General features: G+C 46.2%; 16 protein-coding genes. 9 read left to right on the forward strand and 7 right to left on the reverse strand.

Annotated elements, in window-relative coordinates; translation table 11 throughout:
- Nucleotides 1-29 precede the first annotated feature (29 nt).
- The 6 genes from FC62_RS06765 to FC62_RS06790 all read right to left on the reverse strand — a co-directional run bounded on the left by FC62_RS06765 (nt 30) and on the right by FC62_RS06790 (nt 7,372).
- The gene (locus FC62_RS06765) at nt 30-1,757 is read right to left on the reverse strand and encodes a hypothetical protein (protein WP_056945810.1); all 1,728 of its coding nucleotides are present in this window, start codon (nt 1,755-1,757) and stop codon (nt 30-32) included.
- Entirely contained in the window at nt 1,732-2,538 is an 807-nt protein-coding gene (locus tag FC62_RS06770) for an ABC transporter ATP-binding protein (RefSeq protein ID WP_056945811.1), read from the reverse strand. Before FC62_RS06770 ends, FC62_RS06765 begins: the two co-directional genes overlap by 26 nt.
- Before the next feature lie 109 nt (nt 2,539-2,647).
- The gene (locus FC62_RS06775) at nt 2,648-5,482 is read right to left on the reverse strand and encodes a cation-translocating P-type ATPase (protein WP_371857359.1); all 2,835 of its coding nucleotides are present in this window, start codon (nt 5,480-5,482) and stop codon (nt 2,648-2,650) included.
- Nucleotides 5,483-5,679: 197 nt separating this feature from the next.
- Nucleotides 5,680-6,447 (reverse strand): alpha/beta hydrolase, encoded by a 768-nt coding sequence (locus tag FC62_RS06780; RefSeq protein WP_056945813.1) that lies wholly within the window; start codon nt 6,445-6,447, stop codon nt 5,680-5,682.
- A 31-nt stretch (nt 6,448-6,478) separates the two neighbouring features.
- On the reverse strand, nt 6,479-6,931 hold the full coding sequence (locus FC62_RS06785) for a hypothetical protein (protein WP_054746231.1): 453 nt from the start codon (nt 6,929-6,931) through the stop codon (nt 6,479-6,481).
- 39 nt (nt 6,932-6,970) lie between these two features.
- Nucleotides 6,971-7,372 (reverse strand): serine aminopeptidase domain-containing protein, encoded by a 402-nt coding sequence (locus FC62_RS06790; RefSeq protein ID WP_056945814.1) that lies wholly within the window; start codon nt 7,370-7,372, stop codon nt 6,971-6,973.
- 83 nt (nt 7,373-7,455) lie between these two features.
- Between FC62_RS06790 and FC62_RS06795 the strand changes: the two genes are divergently transcribed.
- Complete coding sequence (locus tag FC62_RS06795; RefSeq protein ID WP_054746233.1) at nt 7,456-7,980, forward strand: GNAT family N-acetyltransferase; 525 nt, start codon at nt 7,456-7,458, stop codon at nt 7,978-7,980.
- On the opposite strand, the gene FC62_RS06800 is transcribed toward FC62_RS06795, so the two are convergent.
- Nucleotides 7,977-8,912 carry a phosphoglycerate dehydrogenase gene (locus FC62_RS06800; RefSeq protein ID WP_056945815.1) on the reverse strand — a complete coding sequence of 312 codons (936 nt, stop codon included), beginning with the start codon at nt 8,910-8,912 and terminating at the stop codon, nt 7,977-7,979. The two genes, FC62_RS06795 and FC62_RS06800, sit on opposite strands and share 4 nt — an antisense overlap.
- A 172-nt stretch (nt 8,913-9,084) precedes the next feature.
- Between FC62_RS06800 and FC62_RS06805 the strand changes: the two genes are divergently transcribed.
- The 8 genes from FC62_RS06805 (at nt 9,085) to serS (ending at nt 16,627) form a co-directional block, all read left to right on the forward strand.
- Complete coding sequence (locus tag FC62_RS06805) at nt 9,085-9,882, forward strand: amino acid ABC transporter substrate-binding protein (RefSeq protein WP_082611531.1); 798 nt, start codon at nt 9,085-9,087, stop codon at nt 9,880-9,882.
- Between the two features lies 1 nt (nt 9,883).
- Complete coding sequence (locus tag FC62_RS06810; RefSeq protein WP_056945816.1) at nt 9,884-10,543, forward strand: amino acid ABC transporter permease; 660 nt, start codon at nt 9,884-9,886, stop codon at nt 10,541-10,543.
- A gap of 1 nt (nt 10,544) precedes the next feature.
- Nucleotides 10,545-11,279, forward strand: a complete 735-nt coding sequence (locus FC62_RS06815; RefSeq protein ID WP_056945817.1) for an amino acid ABC transporter ATP-binding protein — start codon at nt 10,545-10,547, stop codon at nt 11,277-11,279.
- Nucleotides 11,280-11,374: 95 nt separating this feature from the next.
- Nucleotides 11,375-12,112, forward strand: coding sequence for an MIP/aquaporin family protein (locus FC62_RS06820; protein WP_056945818.1), 738 nt, complete (start codon nt 11,375-11,377; stop codon nt 12,110-12,112).
- A 135-nt stretch (nt 12,113-12,247) separates the two neighbouring features.
- Nucleotides 12,248-12,847 (forward strand): TVP38/TMEM64 family protein, encoded by a 600-nt coding sequence (locus tag FC62_RS06825; RefSeq protein ID WP_056945819.1) that lies wholly within the window; start codon nt 12,248-12,250, stop codon nt 12,845-12,847.
- Nucleotides 12,848-12,857: 10 nt separating this feature from the next.
- Nucleotides 12,858-13,379, forward strand: a complete 522-nt coding sequence (locus FC62_RS06830; RefSeq protein ID WP_075362844.1) for a GNAT family N-acetyltransferase — start codon at nt 12,858-12,860, stop codon at nt 13,377-13,379.
- 120 nt (nt 13,380-13,499) lie between these two features.
- Entirely contained in the window at nt 13,500-15,062 is a 1,563-nt protein-coding gene (locus FC62_RS06835) for a helix-turn-helix domain-containing protein (protein ID WP_054746236.1), read from the forward strand.
- 281 nt (nt 15,063-15,343) lie between these two features.
- Nucleotides 15,344-16,627, forward strand: a complete 1,284-nt coding sequence (gene serS / locus FC62_RS06840) for a serine--tRNA ligase (protein ID WP_056945820.1) — start codon at nt 15,344-15,346, stop codon at nt 16,625-16,627.
- Nucleotides 16,628-16,978: the final 351 nt, after the last annotated feature.

The raw sequence follows: 16,978 nt of genomic DNA on the forward strand, positions 1-16,978 counted from the left end.
CGGGTTAACTCTTTTTTTTGGTGCGCTAACTATTGGACGTAGAAATGTTCTTGCTTGGTTTTGACGTGGTACAACAGCAGATATGATACCAACAGACTAGCAATCACGATGATGACGCCACCCCAGACCCAGAAGTAAGCACCTGCAGCGAGTGCCATCGCTAGCCAAATCATCAGGACGGTTGCAATTGCTCCTTTAGCACTGTTGACTGAACCCTTACTTGGTGTCGGTAATTCGTTGAATGGCACCTTGCGCATAAATATGCTAGCGACACATAGAAAGAGCAGGATGCTGAGCGCAGGGCCCGCCAGTAGCATTAAATAATACTTTGGTTTGACGAGGAAGATGGCGACAGCATCGCTCATCAAGCTGATGGGCAGGATGAAACGCATGATGACGGCCTTCAGTGTTGCTCGGCGGTACAAGTTGGTATCTGAATTTGGGATGGCATTCAGAATGGTAAAGCCATTAGCCTGGGTACTTTGATCAAGCATTATGCCAATCATTTGTGCCCCGAAGATTGTTGAGAAACTCAGGAAGGAGAAGATACCGTAATCTTGCATGAAGTCAAAGCCGGCAGCGCTGAATAGTGAGATCTTCATGCTCTCCATGATGCTTCTGGTTGAGCTAACAACCATGATCGCAATAATCAAGAAGCCCATCCCAAACATCGGGTATGTTTTCAACTTAAACTCGCGCTCGTTTTGCATGATGCGCCAGGCCAGTTTGAAATAAGTTCGTTCCTTGGGACTTTTAGCGGCAAGCTTGGTGGCAAGTTTGAACCACCAACCGTTTTTGTTGACAGAACCCTCATTCGAACTGAGTTTAGCTAAATATAGCTCGAACTTACCTGAGTTATTGCGGTAGAGGATGAACATCACCCAAGTGAGGACAAAAGAGAGGACGGTCAAGACAATCAGGTTAACGGTAGCGCCGTTGAACGTCATGAGTGTGACAGGAGCGGCAAACCAGACGGGGAAAGTGAAGGTGTAGAACCATTGGAACGTGTTCGGTAGAAAATCTAATTTGTCGTAGTTCATGAATTGCGGGATGTAGAAGATGGCAACCGTCAGGATGACCATGAAGATCTGCAGTGAGTTCAGCATGTTCTTTAGACGTTCACCACTAAAGGTCTTTAGAATTACGAGGTACAGGAGCATCGCCATGAAGAGGGTGGTCAGGCCAATGAGCAGTGCCATCACCAAAAAGACTAGCCCAGTCAGTGGACCATCATTAATGATACTTGCGATGATGGCTGGCCCAAGGAGACTGAAGAAAGTAAGGAGGACGTAGTAGGAGATATAGGTGAAGCGACTGATATTTAGCGTGCGGTCATCGACGCCCCGTGTGCCCATAATCTCCCGATCCTTTGGGTTTAACAATAAGCCTGAGAAGGATTGGAGCAGCGACATTAAAAGCATGAAGAAGCCCGCTAAGAAGATCAGCCCGTAACGGGAGAACGCGGGTACGGGCATGAATAATAACACGGTCATGAATAAGCCCATGAACAAGTTCAGCCAGATCGACTGGAGGTACTTATTGCGCCCATCTTTTTGCTTGTTGTTAAAGCCATCGCCTCTGTTTGAGTCAATCCGGGTATCCATCAGTAATTTCGTCTTGATGATTAGTCGGAGTTCTGGATAATTAACGCCATTGTTGGTGAAAATTGATTGAAAACGGTCAAGCACCTTGACGAATACTGGTAACTTGTAGGCCTTTGGCTCAATGACTTTATTCCTCTGAAACAGTTGCCGCATCTGGGGCACCTCCTGTCACGATGTTGACGAATTCTGTAGCTTTTTCGCCGTGTTCTTGGAAGCCGGTGAGATCATTGAACAGGCTTTGCAGGGAGGCATTCTGATCGTTATTCACTAGCTCCTGGTAGGTACCGTTCGCGGCAATTGCCCCGTTGTTTAGCATTAGGATTTGGTCACTAAGACGCTGAACGACGTCCATAATGTGGGATGAATAGAAGATGGTCTTACCCTCGTCTCGTAACTTGCCGAGGATTTCTTCAATTACTAGGACAGTGTTAGCGTCGATCCCGTTTAGAGGTTCATCGAGGAAAATAATGTCAGGGTTATGGATCAGTGCACCAATCAACAACACGATTTGGCGCATGCCCTTTGAGAATGTCGCGAGACGTTTGTCAGCGCTCGCGCTTAGGCCGAGCACATCTAGTAATTGGCGCGTCTTCATTTCTGCCTCCGTCGCGTCGATACCATATAGTTCGGCGATGAAGGTGATGTACTCGACCGCGGTCAGAACTTCAAACACATCTGATGCCTCGGGGACATAGCCGATATGTTTCTTGTATTCCTGGTCACCGGCATGAATCAACTCACCATTGATATAGATTTCGCCCGTATCGGGCTCGATTAAGCCCATGATGAGCTTGATAGTGGTACTCTTGCCGGCACCATTTGGACCAATGTAGCCAATGATCTTGCCCGGTTGTACGGCAAAACTCAAGTTGCGTAGCACAACCTTCTCATCGAAGATCTTGCCAATATTCCTCAGTTCAATCGAATAATCCATTTTATACCTCCATGTTTGAGCTGATTGTATCATAATGGAAGTGCTTTTAATAGTTAACTTCCGGGCACAAAAAAAGTAGGTTGGCAGTTAGCCTCACCTACTCAGAGAGTTAATCCTCTTCGTTTTGTAGCTTATTCTTGACAGCGGTACATTGGCGGCGGTAAATCATTTCCTTAATACCGGAAATCAAGAATGTTGGTATTGCTGAGATGAAAAGTAATGCGAGAATGACCAGCTCTGGTAACTGGGCTGTACCCATGACTTTGTGGAAAAGTGGTAGGTAAGTTACGAGTACTGAAGAGATGCCCGCGAAGGCCACCGTCAATAAAAGCACCTTGTTGCTGAACGGGTTGCGGGCGAAGATTGTCCGCTCGCTGCGTGCATCAAAGATGTGCCAGAGTTGCCCAAAGACGAGCATTAGGAACGCCGTGGTCTGTGCTTGGGCTGGTGAAAAGCCGTTTTTCGCCGCCCAGATGAAGGCAAAGAAGACCATGAGGCCCATGGTAAAGCCACGTAATGCCACGCGTTCAAGCATGCGTTTGTTCAGAATTGGTTCTTGCATATTGCGCGGCTTTTGCAGCATGATATCCTTCTCTGCATTATCAAAGCCGAGCGAGAACGATGGCAGTGAATCACTGATCATGTTGACCCAGAGGACCATGACGGCCGTCAGGGATGGGGTGAGCTCTGATACCTGACCGATCGGTCTGGTAACGAAGAACGTGACGAGCAGGAGCGATAGAACCTCACTGACATTTGTGACGAGCTCTTGTCTAATGAAGTTTCTAATGTTGCCGAATATTTGCCGGCCAGCTTCCACGGACTTCTCAATGGTGGTGAACTTGTCATCAAGCAGGATGAGGTCTGCGGAATCTTTCGTGACCTCCGTCCCGTTGATGCCCATCGCAATGCCGATATCGGCGGTCTTGAGTGCGGGTGCATCATTGACCCCATCACCGGTCATTGCCACCACCTCGCTGTTTTGCTGGAGGGCCGAAATGATGCGCTGCTTGTCTCTTGGTGTGACCCGAGCATAGACCCGCGTGTGCTCAACTCTTTGCAGCAATTCCTCATCCGACATCGCTTTGAGCTCCGCACCGGTAATTGCCGGCGCGGATTTAGCATTGATGATTCCTAGGCGAAGGGCAATGGCATTCGCTGTGGCCGCGTGGTCCCCGGTAATCATCACGACTGCCACGCCAGCACGGTGGAGTTTCTTAATTGATGCCTTAACCTCTGGTCGTGGTGGATCAATGATGCCAGCAAGTCCCAGGATAGTGAATTCGGTTTCGAGTTCTGCGACACTCCCGTTGCGCGCTAAATCCTCAGGAACTTGGCGCTCCGCTACAGCTATCGTCCGTAGCGCTTGGTCGGCGAATTCATTGAGTTTTTCGTCGAAAATTGTGGCAGCTTCGGCAAAATCAACGAGCTGATCCTTAATGAGGGCTGCGCTGGCCTTTTGAAACAGCACATCGGGTGCACCCTTCGTGTACACGTAAAAATCATCGTCCTTTTGAACCACCATACTCATCATCTTGCGTGTGCTGTCGAAGGGCAGCACACGAATTATGTTGTAGTCCGGTGCGGGCTGCGAAATTAAGGCGGCATGGTTCTGACCGATTTTTGCGCCCAAGACAACCAAAGACACGTCGGTAGGGTTACCCAGCGGGTAGTATGCTCCATCGTCTGGACTTTGTTGAATAGCGGCCTCGTTGTTTAGGAGGGCAGAGGTGATGAATCTCTCATATAACGGCAGTAACTCGGCTGCTTCCTCCACACCATCGACCAGGGTCACTTCACCGTGGGGCTCGTAACCTTGTCCAGAAACCTCAAAAGTATGGCCGTTAGCGAAGAAGTTGGTCACGGTCATCTCGTTCTTGGTCAGCGTTCCCGTCTTATCAGACGCAATGAATGTTGTAGCGCCAAGCGTTTCCACGCTATTCAAAGACTTTATTAGACCGTTGTTACGGGCCATGATGCCGGCACCAATGGTCAACACGATTGAGAGGACCACCGGCATGGCATCCGGAATTGAGGCCACGGCCACGGCAATGGCCGAGCTGATGTTTGCCATCACTGCCTCAATCGTCACGGCACCGTAGTTCATGTACTCCTTTGCAATACCGTAGATTAGTACTACTGCGACAATGCCCGCCGCCACATACATTAACGTTCTCGTGAGGTTTTTGATGGTTTTCTCAATTGGGGTTGGGGCAATTGGCGTTTCCTGCAGCATGCCTGCAATCTTGCCGAGCTCCGTTGCCATTCCTGTCTGCACGACGACACCCAGTCCGCTACCGTTCATCACGGTCGAGCCGGAGAAGGCCATGTTGGTTTGGTCTCCCAGACCGGTCTCATCCGGTAATGCTGCGGTAGTTTTATTAATCGGGTCGGACTCACCGGTGAGGTGTGATTCATTTAACGAAAGCTCATTGGCTGAGAGAATGCGCAAGTCAGCCTCAATGAAGTCGCCCATTTTAAACTTCACAATATCACCTGGTACGAGGTCTAGCACGTTCACGTGGGACCAGTCGCCCTCACGAAGGACGAGCGCATGGTGGTCGACCATCTTTTTCAGACTATCGAGCGATTTCTTCGCTTGGAGTGTCTGGTAGAAAGTGACTAACGAATTAATTAAGATAATCGCGAGAATCGCCACAGTCTCGTAGACCGCGCTCATCGCGTGTTCCATGTCGTGATTTACGTAGATATCATAGAATGCACTGGCGATGGAGAGCGCGATGGCAATCCAGAGCACGATGACAATCGGCTCTCTTAGGGTATGCAAAAAGACGCTGAGCGGCTTCACCTTCTCCTCACTCTTGAATGTATTCGGCCCAAATTGTTCCTGCCGCGACTTAACCTGCTCGTTCGTCAGCCCGCTGGTCTGGTTCGTTTCCAGTTCCTTTAGCACGGCTTTTCTATGCTTGTTGTAGCTCATAATTCATCTCCCTTATTGGTTCACATGAAATGGCAACAAAAAAAATGCCATTTATGCATTTAAAATTCCTAATAACATTGTTTCATAAAAAATGATAGGTATCAAACCTAACGCCTGAGTTATCTTTGAACAGCGCAATATTGGGAAAAAACAGCAACCTCTAAGATGTTAGATGTTGCTGTGGTAATTCGTTATGCTGATTAATCTGCTAAAAATTGTAAGCTGGCACTGAGGACATTCTCACTATAGTCCATTGCGTGGCCACTACCGGCCACGGTGTGGAGTGTAACGGGTAAATCATCGTGCGCAAGTAAGCTGACGAAATTCAGTGTATCCTGCAAAGGCACTAATTCATTGGTCGAGTTATAGAGCAGGATTGGCCCAATCTTACCGTTGTAGGTTGCTTCGACGTTTAGCTGATTGCGCTCAATGTCTGTCGCCTCCGGACCGAGATATGTTTCAACGAAGTACTTGTAGAATGAGGCGTGAATATCTGTTGGATCTTCTAAACCTAACTCGTTTTTGGCATCGACCGCGGCGTGCACGTCTTCATGCTCGTGTAGCCAACGGGAGAAGTTGAGTGGTGCCGACCAGGTGACTGTCTTGAAGCCGTACTTCATGGAGAGGACTAGGGCCATGGTGCCACCAACACTCGCGCCAATCTGGACTATTTGATCCTCTGCAGCGTAATAATCGCTCTGCAGCAACCATTTGATGAGCCTGGCACTGTCTTCATGCGCGCTTGGAAAGGTATGTCTCGGTGCCAGTCTGTAATTGGGAATTAGTACTTTAAAACCATTATTTGCGGCAATCTCCCCAATTGGTTGTGCGCTAGATTTATCGCCGCGGAACCAACCACCACCGTGCCAGAAGACCAATATTTTGCCATTTTCGTGTTCTGGTAGGTACAAGTCGAAGGCGAGGTTTCTATCTGGATCGAATACCAGCTCTTTTTTAACTGTAATCATTACTAATACTCCTGTTGATAAATTTTAAAATCTATTGAAATACTGCTTCATTCTGTCGGTCAAAAAGCAGCTCGTGCTGCATTCTGTAGCACAATTTGGTTTCTACATTAAGCAGATTACGTGTGCTGATTGCAGTGGTTAACTTGGACAAGCGTAGACCATAACCACCTGCTGGGTCAAGTGAGCCACTCATTATGAGAAGGCGATAATCTGCCGGTAAACCAGCCAACCAGTCGTCAGAAGTCGTGGTTAGCGCCAGTTGTGCAATCAGTTGCCAGCTAGCGAGGGTGTAATCATAGCCCACCAGTGGTTCTAGTTCTAGCTGCTTTCTAACCATTGGGTTGTTTGTGACCCAGCCAAACTTCTCTCCGGATTGGAAATCCTGGTTGAATACGTTGTTTGCTTTTTGATTCAATTCGCGGGTTAGTCTGGTACTCTCAAGTGGTTGAAATGACTTGATTGCAGGTGCAAATAGCTTTGCCACAGAGGGAAGGTTAATAATTCCAATTAAGATTGCCGCCTGTTAGAGCTCATGGTCCTCTTGCAGTAGTTCGGTAACCACGATGGAGCCGAGTGAACGACCGAGGATAATCAGGGGGATCTCGGGATAAAACTGACGGCAAGCTAGGCTCACGTTTTTACTGCGTGTGACAATTTCAGGTGTTGGTGTACTTATTTGTGTCTGTGGAATAATGTTGCCCAGATCATTCCGCTTGAGAACGGCCTTACCCTTACCGAAGTGGTCATGGCCAATCACCAGAATGTTTTGTTGGTTCAGGAAGTGGGCGAAATGGTCGTAACGGTCGATATAATCAGACATCCCGGTGATGATTTGGACAATTGCCCGCGGCTTTTTGACCGGCCACAGAGTATAATAATTTGCACTGGTACCGTTTACTGCTTTAAGATAATCAATTATTTCCATACGAGCCTCTACCGGGTGACTTCTGGACTAAAAAACAATTAAACATACAAACATGTTTTATGATGGAGGAGAATAGAATAAGCATGATTAATTCGCGCCGATTTGAATTGAGAAAAGTACATGAAGACGAGCTGGAGCAGCAACTAGGATTGCTGAATCAGGCGAAAACAATTCTACAGGAACGTAACATACCGCAATGGCAGGAGGGCCCTTACCCGAGCATGTCAGATTTAGAGCATGACTTCGCACTGGGGCAAAGCTACGGCTTTTTCTCAGGAAAGACCTTGGTGGCGACTGCCGCAGTTAGTGCTGTGCAGAATCCGCTCTATGACGACGAGCGGTTCCAAAAGAATGAACACTATCTCATAGTGCACCGGTTCGCTGTCAGCTCGACTTTTGCCGGGCAGGGTATTGGGACCAAGTTCTTGCAAGCAATCATTGAGAATGCCCAGAAACGGGGGATCTATGATCTGAGAATTGATACACATCCCCGGAATTTCGCCATGCAAAAGACAATCATTCGGGCCGGATTCCACGAGGTCGGTGAGCTGATTCTCCCCGCGATTACAAACCCAGAAAGAATTGTTTATCAGGTTACCACAAATTAATTGACTTGGGCCGTTGGTTTTCGTCCACTGAGGACCCGAATGACCTCCTCCACGGCCATTGTGGCCATGTTCATTGCGGCCTCTGTGGTCCTGGCACCGATATGCGGTGTGATGATGGTGTTTGGTAAATCACGGAGCTGACTCGCGAGTGGAAGTGGCTCTGTTGCGAAAACATCAAGGCCGGCACCCGCTATTTCGCCCGATTGAAGGGCCTTGACTAAGGCAGATTCGTCGATGACGCCACCACGTGCAGTATTGACAATATATGCCGTCGGTTTCATTTGTTTGAGCAAGTCGGCATTTACTAGCTGGTGGGTATCTGGTGTGTCTGGGACGTGGATGCTAATGATATCGCTCTCGGCGACTAGTCTCGTTAGTGAGACGTATTCACCATACTTGAATTCCCGCTTCGTTCGGTTAGCAATCAGAATTTTGGCATTGAAGGCATGAAGTCTCTCCTCGACTTCCTGGGCAATGTGCCCGTAACCGATTAAACCAACGGTTTTGTGCGCCAGTTCTAGGCCAAATGGAGCATCTGCGATCAACGAATTATCCTGTGACTTCAGCGCCTGATTATAGCGTGGTGTGAGTGTTAGTAGGTTTAAAATCAAGGTGAGAGTTAGCTCGGCAACGCTCGTCGCGTTTGCACCTGGCGTGTTCGTGACGGTGACGCCAGCTTTCGTGGCTGCGTCCAGGTCAATGTTGTCATACCCAACGCCAAAGCGTGCGACCAGTTTCAGCGTAGGCAGAGCTGCAAAGACTGTGGCGTCTACGGGCGTCGTGTTCAAAATGATGGCGTCTACGCCTTTAGCCTCCTCGATTAAGGATGTGGTGCTGGCCATCCTACCCCTAACGACCTCAAAGTGGTTGTTAGTGAGTATCTCAATTGCTGCTTCCGGCATGAAATTGGGTACCAATACTTTTTTACTCATGTTTTCCTCCTGCTTCACTGAAACCAACACCGATTAGAAATTGAATTGGCTACAATGAAATTTATTTGACTTGACTACCAGTTAGCTATAAATTGAATACTATTGCTTATATATTACTATTATACAAATTACGACAAAGAGTTTCTTCTTTTTGACTCTTGGATGGGGATTTATGAAAATTTTTAAAAGAATTCTACAAATTTTGGGTGTAGTCTTGCTGACTGCCTACCTGGTTTTTGCCTGGGTGAAGAATACGCAAGAAAACGCCTCAACCGCGAGCACTACAGATACGAACGTGATTCGCATTGGGACCGAGGGGACCTACGAGCCGTTCTCTTACTATAATAAGGATAATCAACTCGTTGGGTTTGATGTTGACGTGGCCAAAGCCGTTTTCAAGGAGCTTGGGATGAAAGTACAGTTCATTGACGCTCCTTGGGATTCCATGATTGCGGCGTTTAATGCTGGCAAGACCGACATCGTCTTTAATCAGGTGGGAATCACACCCGAGCGGAAGGCGAAGTTCTTATTATCGACACCGTATAGTTACTCGCATGCTTCCCTCATTGTGCACAAAAACAATTCAAATATCACGTCGTTCAATGACTTGCGGGGTAAGAGAAGCGCCCAGTCGTTAACCAGCAATTACGGCGCGCTGGCTGAGAAATATGGAGCGAAAATCGTCAACACGGATGCGTTTACTAAGGGAGCGGACCTCATCATTGAGGGGCGCGCCGATGCCACCTTAAACGATGACGTCGTATTCTACGATTACCTCAAACATAAGCCAAATGCCCCATTGAAGATTGTGAAAAAGGCGGCGGACAGTGTACCAACTGCGGCCTTGATTCACCGTAATCAACAGTCGCTGAAACAAAAGGTGGACCAAGCGTTGAATAAGCTCCGGGCAAACGGTGAATTAATCAAAATCTCTGAGCGCTATTTCGGAAAGGACATCACGAAGAATTAATATGAAAAATATCGTTTTTGATTCAATCTTACCGCTACTAGAATCTGCCGTGATGGTCACTATTCCCCTAACGATTATCGCATTTATCTTCGGCCTAATAATTGCCATCCTGACGGCTGTGGTGCGGCTGTCGCACGTGAAGGTGATTAAGCAACTCTTCGGACTCTATGTCTGGATCTTTCGTGGTACGCCGCTATTAGTCCAACTGTTTATTATTTATTTCGGTCTCCCATCAGTTGGTATTCGGCTCGATGCGTGGACTGCCTCGGTGATTGCCCTATCGCTCAATACAGGAGCGTATGCATCGGAGGCCATTCGCTCCGCAATCCTCTCCATTGATGTGGGCCAATGGGATGCTGCCACGAGTCTCGGTATGTCCCGGTGGATGGTGCTGCGGCGGATTATCGCACCACAAGCGCTTCGTGTTGCATTGCCACCGCTCTCAAACTCGTTAATTAGCCTGGTTAAGGACACTTCATTAGCATCTAGCATTACGTTGCTCGAAATGTTCATGACATCGCAAAGAATTGCAGCTAGAACGTTTGAGCCACTATTGATGTACAGCGTGGTTGCGCTATACTACCTGGTGCTCTCAACGTTGTTGACGTTCTTGCAACAGTACTTAGAGAAACATGCATCACGATTTATACGGGAGGAATAGTATGCTGGAATTGAAGAACATTAATGTAAGCTATCAGAACCATTCTGTGATTGAGGATCTTTCAATCGCCTTCAAAGAACAGGAAACTACGGCAATTGTTGGGCCTAGCGGCGCCGGGAAAAGCACGCTGCTCCGCACCCTCAACCTGTTGAATATTCCCACATCAGGCGTGATCAGTTTCAACGGACAGGAGCTCACCTTCCCGAAAAAATACCCCAAGAAGTTTCTCAACCGTTTCCGGCAAAACTTTGGGATGGTCTTTCAGAATTTCAATCTTTTCCCGCATCTAACGGTACTAGAGAACGTAATGGAAGGGCCCGTACATGTCCAAAAGCGGGATCGTAAAACGGTGGAGCAGGAGGCACGCAAATCCTTAACCAAGGTGGGCTTGGCCGCTAAAGCCGATAGCTACCCAGCCCAACTATCAGGCGGACAACAACAGCGTGTGGCCATTGCCCGTGCGATGGCCATGCACCCCAAATTCTTATTCTTCGACGAGCCCACAAGCGCGCTTGACCCCGAGCTAGAGAACGAGGTTTTAAATGTGATTGGTGAGCTGGCAAGCAAGCAGAATTCGCAAATCATCGTCACGCATAACCTGAACTTCGCCCGAGAAGCTGCCGACCGCATTATTTTCTTTGAGGACGGTCAGGTGCTCTTCGACGGCACACCAGACGAGTTTTTTGCTAGTGATTCCCCGAGAATTCAACAATTTACCAAGAAAATTTTAAAATAGAATCACTAATCGTGCTTTTTCTGATATCATGGTGAGAGCATACATTTACCTTAAAGTAAATGTTTGATCTAACATCAATTTTTTGGGGGAAGAAGATGGAATATTCACTAGCAACACAACTTATTGCAGAATTTATTGGGACAGCATTCATGGTGCTTTTGGGGAACGGCTCCGTGGCAAATGTTGAACTGGAAGGCACAAAGGGGCACCACGGCTCATGGCTCATTATCGCCATTGGATACGGAATGGGTGTGATGATTCCGGCACTCATGATAGGCTCTGTCTCCGGTAACTACATCAATCCGGCGTTTGTCATCGGCATGGCTTCGGTAGGTTCACTAGCATGGGGCAAGGCCTTGTTGTTTATTGTCGTGGAATTTTTAGGAGCCATGGCCGGCCAATTGGTGGTTGTGGCAATGCACAAGCCATATTATGACAAGACAACTAATCCGACTGCTATCTTGGGTACATTCTCAACTATTGAAAATACGGGAAGTAAGCTCAACGGCTTCGTCAGCGAATTCTTCGGTAGTTTCGTGCTTTTCTTCGGTGCGTTAGCACTGACGCACAACGCGTTCAACGGCAAAGCAGATCTTGAGGTGGCCCACATTGGGCTCGGTTTCTTAGTCATGGCCCTTGTGGCCTCGATGGGTGGCCCAACTGGTCCGGCATTGAATCCGGCGCGTGATTTGGGTCCGCGGATTTTACACGCCATCCTACCGTTGAAGAACAAGGGTGATTCACAATGGGACTATGCTTTGATTCCCGTGATTGCCCCGATTTTGGCAGCCGTTTGTGCCGCATTTCTTTTCCGTGGCATATTCGGACTATAATCTAACAGAATACTATTAAATATCAGGCTGAGGTGACTCGGCCTTTTTTGATGACAAAAATGTAAGTTCTAATTTGTGCTGAATACAGCTATGATAATGTAATATGGTAGACGAAAGCTAGGTGAAGAAATGTCCATGTCCCCGAAAACATCCCGCAGGATAATCAATATCGTAACCATTGTGAGCTTCGTGGTTCTGGTGTTGTTGACAATCTATTGGTGGCGCCTCGGAATATTTGAGTCACAGGCCAAGATGCGGGGCTATTTAGCTGATAAACAAATTCTGGGCCCAATTATCTTCGTAATTATTCAAATAGTTCAGGTGGTCATTCCAATCATTCCTGGTGGTATTAGTCTGGTCGGTGGCGTGCTGTTCTTCGGCCCTATTTGGGGATTTGTTTATAATTATGTCGGTATCGTGATTGGTTCGATTATCAATTTCTATCTTGCGCGTTACTATGGTAAGCCATTCATTCTCCACATTGTCTCGGAGAATACCTACAACAAATACGAGGCCAGAACGAAGGATCAGAAGAAATTCGATATCTTTTTTGCCTTATGTATTGTGCTGCCCTTGGCACCAGATGATATACTTTGTATGATAGCCGGGCTGACAAAAATGAAATTTTCACGTTTTCTGTGGATTATTCTCTTACTGAAGCCATGGACGATTCTAGCTTACAGCATGGGGATGCTCTATGGTGGAAAGTGGCTGTTCAAGTTAATTGGAAAGTGACAATTTGGTCGTGAAATTAGAAACCAAACGAACATATTTACGTAAATTTGTTGAATCTGACGTGACACAGATTTTTAAATGGGGGCAAAATCCGGTGTACAAGCGTACAGCGGGTTTTTCTAATATTAAAGATAAGTATCAGGCAAAGCAGGCCATTGCACAGTATATGGCCCGGCCGTTGAGCTTCGCTGTGGTCCTAAAAGAGACTGATGAAGTGATTGGCGTTGTGGAGCTCAGTAATCGGGGTGAGGAGCAGGAATCGGGGTTACTGGCGACCAAGGAGTTGGGTCTCATGTTGGATCAGGCATATTGGGGTCAACACATCATGAGTGAAGTACTGCCGCTAATTATTGACTTTGCCCGGGACGAACTCCACCTGACTGAGCTTTGGGCTGGCGTTTATCCGGATAACAAGGCATCGAAAAATCTCTTATTGAAGTTTCATTTTGAATATAAATATCAGGTCGATTACTCGGTGATGTACCAATTTGCGGACTATCAAGAGGATTACTATCGCCTGAAGCTCAACTAGATTAGCTGTACGTTTTACGAAATATATTGTATTTTATAAAAATTAGCATATAATTATGATAGAAATATTAAACAGGGGTCTGGGGTGTAGAGCTGTAATTACAAAAGATGGAGTCAGAAGATGGATTTAGCGACTGAGGTATTTTTAACTAGTGCTGAACAAGAGCGTTTTACTCTTTTCTCGATTATCAAGTCATACTTGGAGCGAGTCTACATTTTTAAAAATCAGGATCAACCGTTACGCGATACTTTCGAACGTGATTATACTGCGGTAAATCTGCGTGAGATTGCGAAGATTACGGGTAAGACATACGGCTCTGTCTATAACACATACTTGCAAATAATTGAGGATTTCAAGAATATTTTCGTAGAGGATGATCCGAAGGAAAGTGAAATATTCAATTACGAGGCCGACCTGTATCGATTCTACTTAATGACTAATTCGTACAGCTATAAGTTTATTAAAATCAGTTTGAAGGATGAGCATACTTCACTAGATGAATTTCTGAAGCAGAATGATATTAGTAAGGCTACGGCGATGCGCCACTTTAAGCCTCTACGCCAGCACCTTAAACAGTACGGCGTGCGGATGGTCTACGATCAAATTGGCTTTACGGGCGATGAGGTCTTAATTAGACTGGCAGTGACCAATCTCTTATGGATTGGCACAAACGGTATTACCTGGCCATTCATCCTCATCAACCACGACACCGTTGACCGACTTTTCAAACAAATTATGCGGGACTTTGGTTTCGAAGAAACAAATCATGCAACATCTGAACTATTCAGATATTATGTGGCTGTTGCATTGGAGCGGATTTTGGGTGGTCATCTGGTGGAGGACAATGAAACACTCAGACTACTGCGTTTTCCTTTTCCGTCCACTATTAAACGTTTCTTAGATGAGACGGATAATGATCTGTTAAAAGACCATCCGCCGTTAGTCGAGCTCACCGAATCTGCGTCACTCTATCTGATTTTGAATGGTCTTCCCTTCAAGTACGAGACCATTCAACCAATTGATTTTCTCCTGAAATCAATCAAACATTACAACAGCAATATTTATGATTTCGTTGATGACTTCATCAATCTGTTGCCGCCTGAGTTGTTAGATCAATTCAACATGTCAATTCTCGAAAAGAAACAATTCAAGTTAAATTTAGCGCAGGTCGTAATTGGGGTAATTACCTTCAAGGAACTGTATCAGGTTGTCATCGATGACTTCTTCGGCAATGAAAGTTTCTACGCGATCGATGAACAGAAGAATTTGAAAGAGATCGTTGATCAATCATTCGACCAATTGGTGCGGGATAAAAATGAATTTGAGCTGGATAAACTCAATGTGGTCAAGTACGGTTTCTACCAGATTTTACGGCGAATGAGCGTCTTTGTGAAAGTCAATACGACCGTGAAAGTGGCGATTAATGCTCCGGTCAATACGGCAGCATACGATGATATGTATAATTTCCTTCAGAGTATCCGCTTTGTTGAGTTACAGAAATTCATGGATATTGACGAGACAACGGACGTGATTGCGACCACAATTTCTCGTAGGGAGGAATTTCAGCCTAAAGCTCCAAATGCGATTATCACGCATGTAGATGACCCGTTGACCGATGTGACTTTTGGGTTGCTCACCATTCTTATTTTTAGAACGTGGCGCCATAAACTAACCGGGCAGTGACCGGCTTCAAAGAACCTTTAACTTACTAAAAAAAGATGGTATAATTTTGAAAACACGAAATTCCAGACTGATTCAGAGAGCTCATGAGTGGTGTGAATGAGTAGAGGTCGTTCCAAATTTCTAATGTGGGTAGGTAATGCTACACGGCTATTGGCCGTTATCCAATCTTGAGTGTGACTCATATTTGAGTTGAACTAGGGTGGTACCGCGAATCTAAGACTAATTCGTCCCTATAGGGATTATTAGTCTTTTTATTTTGCAATTAACAAGGAGGAACCATAATGCTAGACATCAAAAAAATTAGAAATAATACTGAGTGGGCGAAGGAAAAACTAGCAACAAGAGGTGTTAAACCGGAAGAGATTGATACGCTATTGGCGATTGACAATGAGCGACGCGAAGTCCTGCTCGAGAACGAGCAACTACGAAACAGACGAAATGAAGTTTCAGACCAGATTGCAGTTCAGAAGAGAAATCACGAAGATGCCGGTGCCGTTATTGCGGAAATGCGTGCGGTGGGTCAGCAAATTAAGGAACTTGATGTGAAGGAGCAAGAGCTAACCGCTAAGCAGACGGATATTTTGCTCCGTTTACCGAACTTTCCGGATGATTCTGTGCCGGTGGGTGCAGACGAATCTGCAAATCAAGAGTTGCGGCAGTGGGGACAAAAGACTGAGTTCACGTTTGAGCCAAAGTCTCACTGGGAGATTGGGGAAGATTTAGGTATCCTGGACTTTGAACGCGGTGCGAAGGTATCGGGAAGCAGATTTCTATACTACAAGGGTCTTGGTGCTCGTTTGGAGCGCGCTGTCTACAACTTTTTCCTTGATAAACATGTTGCAGAAGGCTACGAAGAAATTATCACCCCGTACCTGGTGAACGAACAATCAATGATTGGCACTGGCCAATTTCCTAAGTTCACTGAAGATGTATACACAATCATTGATGAGGATAACCCACTGACCTTAATCCCAACGGCCGAGGTACCGCTGGTAAACTACTATCGGGGCGAAATTATCCCAACGGAGAAATTACCAGTTAACTTCACCGCACTCTCGCCTGCTTTTCGCTCGGAGGCTGGTAGTGCAGGTCGAGATACGCGCGGACTCATTCGTTTGCATCAGTTCAATAAGGTTGAGATGGTTAAGTTTACTAAGCCAGAAGATTCTTGGAATGAGCTGGAGAAGCTCACTAAAGATGCAGAAGATCTGCTGCAGAAATTGGGATTGCCATATCATGTTATTGCCTTGTCAACTGGGGATGCCAGTTTCACATCGGCTAAGACGTATGATTTAGAAGTTTGGATTCCAGCCCAGAATACGTACCGTGAAATTTCCAGTTGCTCAAACTGTACAGATTTCCAAGCAAGGCGTGCGCAGATTAGGTATCGTAATGACGACGGCAAGTTGGAGTTCGTGCATACTTTGAATGGCTCTGGCCTGGCTGTTGGTAGGACGGTGGCTGCAATTCTTGAGAACTATCAAAATGAGGATGGAAGTGTCACTATCCCTGAGGTGTTACGGCCATATATGGGTAATATCAGCAAGATTGAGAAAGTAGATTAATAAGCAACACATGAACAGCCTGTCGCGGTGATATAGCGCAGGTTGTTTTTCTTTTGAGAAAAATCAAAATTTCACTTGCAAAAGCATTTTTCGTCAGGTAATATATTTCATGTTGCCTGACCAGTTAGCAATTTTCTGGTTGAAATAATTTAAACAAATTACTTGTCAAATTATTTACTAAGTGGTAACATTTATAAGTCGTCAATGGCGACACAGTAGACCTTTGAAAACTGAACAAAGTTTCGATTTAAGTGTGCGGGGGGTTAAACCCCTAAAGATTTAAGCGAAGTCAATTCGTGAATAAACAATAAAACTAAGAGCTATTTGAAGAATATCTCAAGATAAAAATTG

Origin of the sequence: Amylolactobacillus amylotrophicus DSM 20534, from assembly GCF_001434555.1 — a bacterium.
GTDB lineage: Bacteria > Bacillota > Bacilli > Lactobacillales > Lactobacillaceae > Amylolactobacillus > Amylolactobacillus amylophilus.

Coding starts and splice junctions, on each gene's coding strand:
- FC62_RS06765 (WP_056945810.1), bottom strand. CDS start 1,757: ATGCGGCAACTGTTTCAGAGGAATAAAGTCATTGAGCCAAAGGCCTAC.
- FC62_RS06770 (WP_056945811.1), bottom strand. CDS start 2,538: ATGGATTATTCGATTGAACTGAGGAATATTGGCAAGATCTTCGATGAG.
- FC62_RS06780 (WP_056945813.1), bottom strand. CDS start 6,447: ATGATTACAGTTAAAAAAGAGCTGGTATTCGATCCAGATAGAAACCTC.
- FC62_RS06790 (WP_056945814.1), bottom strand. CDS start 7,372: ATGGAAATAATTGATTATCTTAAAGCAGTAAACGGTACCAGTGCAAAT.
- FC62_RS06795 (WP_054746233.1), top strand. CDS start 7,456: ATGATTAATTCGCGCCGATTTGAATTGAGAAAAGTACATGAAGACGAG.
- FC62_RS06800 (WP_056945815.1), bottom strand. CDS start 8,912: ATGAGTAAAAAAGTATTGGTACCCAATTTCATGCCGGAAGCAGCAATT.
- FC62_RS06805 (WP_082611531.1), top strand. CDS start 9,085: ATGAAAATTTTTAAAAGAATTCTACAAATTTTGGGTGTAGTCTTGCTG.
- FC62_RS06810 (WP_056945816.1), top strand. CDS start 9,884: ATGAAAAATATCGTTTTTGATTCAATCTTACCGCTACTAGAATCTGCC.
- FC62_RS06815 (WP_056945817.1), top strand. CDS start 10,545: ATGCTGGAATTGAAGAACATTAATGTAAGCTATCAGAACCATTCTGTG.
- FC62_RS06820 (WP_056945818.1), top strand. CDS start 11,375: ATGGAATATTCACTAGCAACACAACTTATTGCAGAATTTATTGGGACA.
- FC62_RS06825 (WP_056945819.1), top strand. CDS start 12,248: ATGTCCCCGAAAACATCCCGCAGGATAATCAATATCGTAACCATTGTG.
- FC62_RS06835 (WP_054746236.1), top strand. CDS start 13,500: ATGGATTTAGCGACTGAGGTATTTTTAACTAGTGCTGAACAAGAGCGT.
- serS (WP_056945820.1), top strand. CDS start 15,344: ATGCTAGACATCAAAAAAATTAGAAATAATACTGAGTGGGCGAAGGAA.